The following is a 7,804-nucleotide window of genomic DNA, read 5'->3' on the forward strand; positions in this document are numbered from 1 at the left end:
TCGCCTCAGGCGTCGAAGACACCGAGCAGGAAGTCCTGCTTGCCGATGTGGAAGCCGTTATGGCGCAGGATGCCGTGGGCGGTCGCGGCATGAAAATAGAAATTCGGGATGGCGAAGCGGGTGAGATAGGCTTCGCCCGTCATCGTCACGGTCGCCGAGGGGCCGCGCGGAAAGGTGACGTCGCGCGTAAGTCCCGCCTCGAGGGCCGCACTATCGGCCGCCGCGACGAAGGCCAGCGTCCTGGCGATGCGCGCCTTCAGCTCGGGAAAGCTCTTCTCCTCGTCCGGGATGCGCGGGTTGTCGCCGCCGGAAAGTCGCGCCACGGCGTTCTTGGCGAAATCGCAGCAGAGCTGGATCTGGCGGGTAAAGGGCAGCATGTCGGGCGCGAGCCGCGCATTCAGCACCACCTCGGGCTGGATCTTGCGGCTCTCCGCCTGCTCAGCGGCCTTGTCGAGGATGGCGTCGAGCGCGCGGAGCGTCTGTGCGAAGCCGGAAAGGGCGGCAGTCTGGACTGTGAGCGACATGGAGGGATCCTCGAACGAAAAACGGGCCCGGAAAGGGCCCGCTTACGTCGTCGATATAGGCGCTGCCGCCGCAATTGCAGCAGGCGGCGTCGATCAATCCTTGCCTCTCATCAGTCCTTGGCGCGCTCGACATAGGAGCCGTCGGTCGTCATCACGACGATGCGGGTGCCGACGCCGATATGCGGCGGAACCGCGCTGCGCACGCCGTTCGACAGGATCGCCGGCTTGTAGGAGGAAGAGGCGGTCTGGCCCTTGGTCACCGGCTCGGTCTCGACGACCTCGAGCGTGACGCGCTGCGGCAGTTCGATCGCCACGGCCTTGTCCTCGAAGACCGAGAGCGAGACCTTCATGTTCTCCTGGAGATAGGGAGCGGCGTCGCCGATCACGTCCTTGTCGACCGGGATCTGGTCGTAGGTCTCCGGGTTCATGAAGACGTACTGCTCGCCGTCCTGATAGAGATAGGTGAAGTCGCGGTCCTCGACATAGGCGCGCTCGACCTGCTCGGTCGTCTTGTAGCGCTGCGTCATCTTCACGCCGTCGGCGATGCGGCGCATGTCGATCTGCGTCGTCGGCGTGCCCTTGCCGGGGAAGAAGCTTTCGGCCGAGATGACGGTGCAGAGATGGCCGTCCAACTCGAGCACATTGCCCTTGCGGACGGAGGATGCGATGACCTTGACCACGTGAATGTCCTTGGCTTGGTGCGCGGCACTCCCGCGCGCTATGCGAATTCGCTTGCCGCGCAACTACCGCATTCGCGCGCGAAGCGAAAGCTGCCCTACGGTTTCGACGCGAGATTCGATGAGTTCGTTCCACCCGCCCTTCTGGCGGCCCGACATCCATGCCGACCGCCGCCCGGCTCTGCTGGCTCGGGGGCGCATCAAGGCGGCACTGCGCGGCTGGTTCGAGGCGCGCGACTTCGTCGAGGTCGAGGCCGCGATCCTGCAGCTGTCGCCTGGCAATGAGACGCATCTGCACGGCTTCGCGACGACGCTGATCGACAACGCTGCAGCCGCTCATCCCTATTATCTGCACACCTCGCCGGAATTCGCCTGCAAGAAACTGCTCGCCGCCGGAGAGGAGCGGATCTTCGATTTCGCCCGCGTTTTCCGCAACCGCGAGCGTACGGCGCTGCACCACCCCGAATTCACGATGCTGGAATGGTATCGCGCCGGCGAGGATTACGAGACGCTGATGCGCGACTGCGCCGCCTTGCTGGCGGAGGCGGCCCAAGCCGCCGGGGTCGAAACCCTGCATTGGCGCGGCAGCAAGGCTGACCCGTTCGCCGAGCCCGAGCGCCTGACCCTGCAGGAGGCGTTTCGTCGCCATGCCGGGATTGATCTGCTCCGCACCGTGACGGCGGACAACGACGTGGATCGTGCCGGGCTGGCCGCCGATGCGAGCGAGGCCGGCATCCGGGTCGCGGCGGACGACAGCTGGTCGGACATCTTCAGCCGCATCCTGTCCGAGCGGGTCGAGCCGCATCTCGGCCGCGGCCGCGCCACGATCCTCTGCGAATACCCGATCAGCGAGGCCGCGCTCGCCCGGCCCAAGCCCGGCGATCCGCGCGTGGCCGAACGCTTCGAGCTCTATGCCTGCGGCGTCGAACTCGCCAATGCTTTCGGCGAACTCACCGATCCGGCCGAGCAGCGCCGGCGTTTCGAGGCGGATATGGACGAGAAGGCCCGCATCTATGGCGAGCGTTATCCGATCGACGAGGATTTTCTGGCCGCGCTCGCAAATATGCCGCAGGCGAGCGGCATCGCGCTCGGCTTCGACCGCCTGGTGATGCTCTGCACCGGCGCCCGCCGCATCGAGGACGTGCTCTGGACGCCGGTCGCCGAACCGGGCAGGGGACGCATATGAGCATCCATCAGCCCCCCGGAGGCCAGCCGCTGCGCTCGATCGGCGCGCTGATCGATGCCGGCATCGTCACGCCCCAGCGGCACGACGAGCTGCAGGCCGTCGCCGGGCGCTATGCGGTATCGGTGACGCCGGCCATGGCGGCGCTGATCGATCCAGCCGATGCCGCCGATCCCATCGCGCGCCAGTTCGTGCCCGATGCCGGCGAACTCGTCACGCTCCCGCAGGAACTGGCCGATCCGATCGGGGACGATGCGCATTCGCCGGTCGAAGGCGTGGTCCATCGCTATCCCGACAGGGCTCTGCTCAAGCTCGTCCATGCCTGCCCGGTCTATTGCCGCTTCTGCTTCCGCCGCGAGATGGTCGGCCCCGGCGGCGATGCGCTGACCGGCGAGAAGCTCGACGCCGCGCTCGCCTATCTCGCGAAGCACACGGAGATCTGGGAGGTCATCATGACCGGCGGCGATCCCCTGATCCTCTCCGCGCGACGCGTGCGCGAGGTCGCCAAGCGCCTCGCCGCGATCCCGCATATCAAGGTCGTGCGCTGGCACACGCGCGTGCCGATGGTCGATCCGGGCCGGATCACCGCCGACTACGCCAAGGCGCTGCGCATCCCCGGCAAGGCGAGCTACATCGCGGTCCACGCCAACCACCCGCGCGAATTCACCGACGAAGCTCGCACCGCCCTGGCGAGGCTCGCCGATGCCGGCCATGTCCTGCTCAGCCAGAGCGTGCTGCTCAAGGGCATCAATGCCGATGTCGAGACGCTTGGGGCGCTGATGCGCGCCTTCGTCGAGAACCGCGTGAAGCCCTATTACCTGCACCATCCCGATCTGGCGCCGGGCACGGCCCGCTTCCGCCTTTCGCTGGAAGAGGGGCAGGCCCTCGTCAAACGCCTGCGCGGACATCTGTCGGGGCTCTGCCAGCCAACCTATATCCTCGACATTCCCGGCGGGGCCGGGAAAATTCCGGTCGGCCCCGCCTTCCTGTCGGCCTGCGAGACGCCCGGCGCCGAGGCCTTCGCCGAGGACCGCCATGGCGAGCGGCATCTTTATCCGCCGATTTGATAACCGATGTCGGTTGAAGTAAACTAACCTGATTGAACTAATTTAGGGCGGGCGATGGATACGGTGAACATCCACGAGGCCAAGACTCATCTCTCTCGGCTGATCGAGAAGGTGGCGCAGGGTGAAAGCTTCATCATCGCCAAGGCTGGGAAGCCAGTGGCGAAGGTCGTTCCGCTCGATGCTGCCGAGAAGGGCTTGCGTCGGCGGGTCGGATTCATGGCGGGCGAGTTCACTGTGCCCGATGACTTCGACACGATGGCCGCAGAGGAAATCGCGGAGCTGTTTTCGGGCAAGCCATGAAGCTTCTGCTCGATACCCATTTGCTTCTTTGGCTGGTGAGCGAGCCGCACAAGCTGTCCTCAGAGGCGATGACGCTGATCGAAACGCCCGAGAATGCGGTCAGCTTCAGCATTGCGAGCTTGTGGGAGATTGCGATCAAGAATGCCTCTGGGCGCGCTGACTTCGCGATCAACCTGCGTCGATTGCGCCGCAACTTGATCGAAAACGACTATCGGGAATTGCCGATCGAGAGCGAGCATGTGCTGGCGCTGAGTGACCTGCCGGTCATCCACAAGGACCCCTTCGATCGCATTCTCCTGGCCCAGGCAACGGCCGAGGCGATGACGCTTTTGACATCTGATGCCGTGCTGGCGCGCTATCCGGGGCCGGTTCGCCAGGTTTGAGTTTTTGCTTGCCGGCCAGACCGTGAAGGCTCGGTTCGGCGGGCCTTTGATGAAGGACACGCATATGCAAGAAAAACTGCCGATCGCGATCGTTTCCGATCTCGCTTGCCCCTGGTGCTTCATCGGCAAGGCCAGGCTCGAAACCGCGCTCGCCCGCAACGGGCTGACGGAGCGCGTCGCCATCACCTGGCTGCCCTATGAGCTCAACCCGGACATGCCCGCGGAGGGCATGGACCGCACGCAATATCTCGATGCGAAGTTCGGTCCGGGCAAGCGCCGCGAGATCGAGCTGCGCCTGTCGGAGGCGGCACTCGAGAGCGGCGTGACCTTCAACTGGGCCGGCGTCACAAAAAGCGTCAACACCCGCATGGCGCACATGCTGGTCGCGGCAGCCTCGACTGTTCAGCGCGGCGGCGACATGAAGGCGGCGCTGTTCAAGGCCTATTGGCAGGACGGCCGCGATATCGGCGATGTCGAGACCCTGGTCCAGATCGCCGTCGAGCAGGGCTTCGACGAGCAGGCGGCGCGTGACGAACTTGCCAATAACGAGTTGCGCGAGACAGTCGTCGCGCTGGAAGCTCACGCCCAGGAGGTCGGCGTGACCGGCGTGCCTTTCTTCATCGTCGACGGCAAGCTCGCCGTCTCCGGCGCGCAGACACCCGATGTCTGGGCCCAGGTCTTCGCGCAGGCGCTGGCGCAGCAGGCTCCGCCGCCGGAGATGCCCGGGTTCTGACCGGCCGGGCTGGGCGTCCCCGCTCTCAGCACAGAGCGACGCCGGCGGCGGCATCAGGCAAGGTCGGGAAGCGGGCCGGAAAAGCGCCGTTCCCTTGCATCCTGCATCGAATCATGCGCCTTCCCTCGAAACTCGGGAGCCGGATGATGCAGAAGATCAACGATGTTCGCGACCGCCTGATCGTCGCGCTCGACGTGCCCACCGTCTGGGACGCCTACCGCCTGGTCGCGACGCTGGGCGACGGCGCCACCTTCTACAAGATCGGCTATCGGCTCGCCTTCGCTGGCGGGCTCGATCTGGCCCGCCAACTGGTCGCTGAGGGCAAGAAGGTCTTCCTCGACCTCAAGTTGCACGACATCGGCAACACCGTCACCGAGGGCGTCGACTCGCTGACCAAGCTCGGCGTCACCTTCCTCAGTGTCCACGCCTATCCGCAGACCATGCGCGGTGCCGTCGAGGGCAGGGGCGACGCGGCGCTCGGGCTCCTCGCCGTGACTGCGCTCACCTCCTATGACGACGGCGACCTGCGCGATGCCGGCTACGGGCTCGCGGTCCGCGATCTCGTCCGCCTGCGTGCCGAACAGGCCCGCAGCGCCGGCATCGACGGCATCGTCTGCTCGGCCGCCGAGACCGCGATCGTGCGCGACGTGATCGGTCGCGACATGCTGATCGTCACGCCCGGCATCCGCCCCGCCGACGCTGCCGCTGGCGACCAGAAGCGCACCTTGACACCGGGCGAGGCGATCCGCGCGGGCGTCGATCATCTCGTCGTCGGGCGTCCCATCATCCGCGCGGCAGACCCGCGCGCGGCGGTCGGCGCGATCATGGACGAGATCGCGACCGCCTCCTAAGCTCGGCCCGCCCGCGATTCGCCGGACCCGCTTCAGCAGACGGATTGAGCTCATGCCCAAGGGATATGTCATCGGCCGCGCCAAGGTCTCCGACGCGACCAAATGGGGCGCCTATGCCGCCAAGGCCTCCGAGGTGATGAAGATCTATGGCGGCACGCCGATCGTGCGCGGCGGCCAGATGACGGTTGCCGAGGGCGAGGGCCGCGCCCGCAACATCATCATCGAGTTCGCCGATTTCGCCTCGGCCCGTGCCTATCTGTTCTCGCCGGAATATGCCGAGGCCCGCAAGCTGCGCGAGGGCGCTGGCGAGATCGATCTCGTCGCGGTCGAGGGAGCCTGACGATGGCGAAAGGCTACTGGATCGCCCGCCTCGATGTCGACAACGAGGAGGAATACGCCCGCTACCGTTCGCTGAACGCCGTCGCCTTCGCCAAGTATGGCGCGAAGTTCCTGGTTCGGGGCGGCGAGTACAAGCTCGCCCGCGGAGAGGGCCGCAAGCACAACGTCGTGCTGGAGTTCAAGGACGAGGCGACGGCGCGCGCCTGCTACGCCTCGCCGGAATACCAGGAGGCGGTGAAGCACCTCGCCTTGGTCGGCAAGGTCGATCTCGTCATCATCGGCGGCTATGACGGGGCCCAGCCGGGCGAATAGCCTGGGCTTCCAGGGGCTGTCGGAGGAGCGGGACGCGGCATTCGGATGGACCGGCTCCAGCAGGATAGTCTCACCGCCATCGGGGTCATCAGCGGCACCTCGATGGACGGTATCGACGTCTCGGTCGTCACCAGCGACGGCCGCGATGCAGTCTCCTTCGGGCCCGGACGTTCCTATCCCTACCGCCACGCCACGCGCCGCGCCCTCCAGCTCCTGATCGCCCAAGCCGAGCGCGCCCTGACCGAGCCGCTCGTCGAGCTCGAAGCCGAGGTCACGGCCGATCATCTCGCCGCGATCCGGCAGTTCGTCGCCGACCACGGTCTCAACCTTACTGCGATCGATCTCGTCGGCCTGCACGGCCAGACCGTCTATCATCGCCCGCAACAGCGCTTCACCCGGCAGTTGATCGACGGCCCGGCCATTGCCCGGGCGCTCGGCATCCCAACCGTCGATCGCTTCCGCCATGCCGATGTCGAGGCGGGAGGGGAGGGGGCTCCCTTCGCGCCGCTCTATCATCGCGCCCTGGCACAGGGCATGGCGCAGCCGGTGATGGTGCTGAACCTCGGCGGCGTCGGCAACGTCACCTATATCGATGGCGAGACGGTCATCGCCTTCGACACCGGCCCCGCCAGCGCCATCCTCGACGACTTCGTGCTGCGCCGGCGTGGCCAGGCCTATGATGCCGATGGCGCGCTCGCCGCGAGCGGGCGCGTGCATGAGGAACTGGTCGCCGGCTTCATGGCCAATCCCTTTTTCGACAGGCCGGCGCCGAAATCACTCGACCGCAACGACTTCCATCGGCGCGCCCAGGTGGTCGAGCCCTTGTCGGATGCCGATGGAGCGGCGACCCTTGCCGCCTTCACCGTCGAAAGCCTCGTCGCGGCGCTCCATCATGTGCCGCGCCTGCCCGCCCGCTGGCTGGTCGGCGGCGGAGGCCGGCTCAATCGCCATTTCATGACCCGGCTGAGCGAGCGCCTCGGCGTGCCGGTCGAGCCGGTCGAAACCGCGGGTTGGGACGGTGACGCGCTCGAGGCGCAGATCTTCGCCTATCTCGCGATCCGCTCGGTGAAGGGACTGCCACTCAGTCTGCCGAGCACGACCGGCGTGCCGGCGCCGCTCGCGGGCGGGCGCCTGAACCTCGCAGGCTGACGTCACAAAACAGTCGACCCAGGGCTGCTATCCAGGGATCGGTCGACGAGGCGACGATTCCAAGATTCTTTTCTGGCGCGAAACCGCCTGGAATGGACGGAATTCGAAGCGCTCGGGCCCGTTTTGACGGCCTTCGGGCAATCTCCCGCGCTACGGCGGCGTGGAGCCGGAACGCTTCGGTCGATTTTCTTCAAAAAGGCCGTTGACAGTCTGGGGAGGCGCCGCCTATAAACCGCCCATCGAGACGGCGCCGCCGCTGAGCGGCGCCTCTTCTGCGCTTCACTGG

The 7,804-nt window shown here is 66.5% G+C and carries 11 protein-coding genes; 9 read left to right on the forward strand and 2 right to left on the reverse strand.

Annotated elements, in window-relative coordinates; all coding sequences use genetic code 11:
* Positions 1-5 precede the first annotated feature (5 nt).
* Together ASE63_RS16480 and efp are read right to left on the reverse strand one after the other, a co-directional pair.
* Complete coding sequence (locus tag ASE63_RS16480) at positions 6-524, reverse strand: DUF1993 domain-containing protein (protein ID WP_056803431.1); 519 nt, start codon at positions 522-524, stop codon at positions 6-8.
* 110 nt (positions 525-634) lie between these two features.
* Positions 635-1,204 (reverse strand): elongation factor P, encoded by a 570-nt coding sequence (gene efp, locus ASE63_RS16485; protein WP_056803435.1) that lies wholly within the window; start codon positions 1,202-1,204, stop codon positions 635-637.
* 118 nt (positions 1,205-1,322) lie between these two features.
* Here efp and epmA point away from each other — a divergent pair, with 118 nt between their 5' ends.
* From epmA to ASE63_RS16530, 9 genes are all read left to right on the forward strand, one after another.
* Positions 1,323-2,387 carry an EF-P lysine aminoacylase EpmA gene (gene epmA, locus ASE63_RS16490; protein WP_056803439.1) on the forward strand — a complete coding sequence of 355 codons (1,065 nt, stop codon included), beginning with the start codon at positions 1,323-1,325 and terminating at the stop codon, positions 2,385-2,387.
* The gene (locus ASE63_RS16495; protein WP_056803441.1) at positions 2,384-3,451 is read left to right on the forward strand and encodes a lysine-2,3-aminomutase-like protein; all 1,068 of its coding nucleotides are present in this window, start codon (positions 2,384-2,386) and stop codon (positions 3,449-3,451) included. Before epmA ends, ASE63_RS16495 begins: the two co-directional genes overlap by 4 nt.
* A gap of 54 nt (positions 3,452-3,505) precedes the next feature.
* Complete coding sequence (locus ASE63_RS16500) at positions 3,506-3,751, forward strand: type II toxin-antitoxin system Phd/YefM family antitoxin (RefSeq protein WP_056803443.1); 246 nt, start codon at positions 3,506-3,508, stop codon at positions 3,749-3,751.
* Complete coding sequence (locus ASE63_RS16505; protein ID WP_056803446.1) at positions 3,748-4,134, forward strand: type II toxin-antitoxin system VapC family toxin; 387 nt, start codon at positions 3,748-3,750, stop codon at positions 4,132-4,134. The genes ASE63_RS16500 and ASE63_RS16505 overlap by 4 nt, the downstream gene beginning before the upstream one ends.
* 64 nt (positions 4,135-4,198) lie before the next feature.
* A complete protein-coding gene (locus tag ASE63_RS16510) occupies positions 4,199-4,867 on the forward strand; it encodes a DsbA family oxidoreductase (RefSeq protein ID WP_162261791.1) in 669 nt (222 codons plus the stop codon).
* 146 nt (positions 4,868-5,013) lie between these two features.
* A complete protein-coding gene (gene pyrF / locus ASE63_RS16515; protein ID WP_056803474.1) occupies positions 5,014-5,718 on the forward strand; it encodes an orotidine-5'-phosphate decarboxylase in 705 nt (234 codons plus the stop codon).
* Positions 5,719-5,770: 52 nt separating this feature from the next.
* Positions 5,771-6,058 (forward strand): DUF1330 domain-containing protein, encoded by a 288-nt coding sequence (locus ASE63_RS16520; RefSeq protein ID WP_056803451.1) that lies wholly within the window; start codon positions 5,771-5,773, stop codon positions 6,056-6,058.
* 2 nt (positions 6,059-6,060) lie between these two features.
* Positions 6,061-6,369: a DUF1330 domain-containing protein gene (locus ASE63_RS16525; protein ID WP_056803454.1), complete on the forward strand. Its 309-nt coding sequence runs from the start codon at positions 6,061-6,063 to the stop codon at positions 6,367-6,369.
* A gap of 45 nt (positions 6,370-6,414) precedes the next feature.
* Entirely contained in the window at positions 6,415-7,518 is a 1,104-nt protein-coding gene (locus ASE63_RS16530) for an anhydro-N-acetylmuramic acid kinase (protein WP_056803457.1), read from the forward strand.
* Positions 7,519-7,804 lie beyond the last annotated feature (286 nt).

Origin of the sequence: Allobosea sp. Root381, assembly GCF_001429395.1 — a bacterium.
Classification (GTDB): domain Bacteria; phylum Pseudomonadota; class Alphaproteobacteria; order Rhizobiales; family Beijerinckiaceae; genus Allobosea.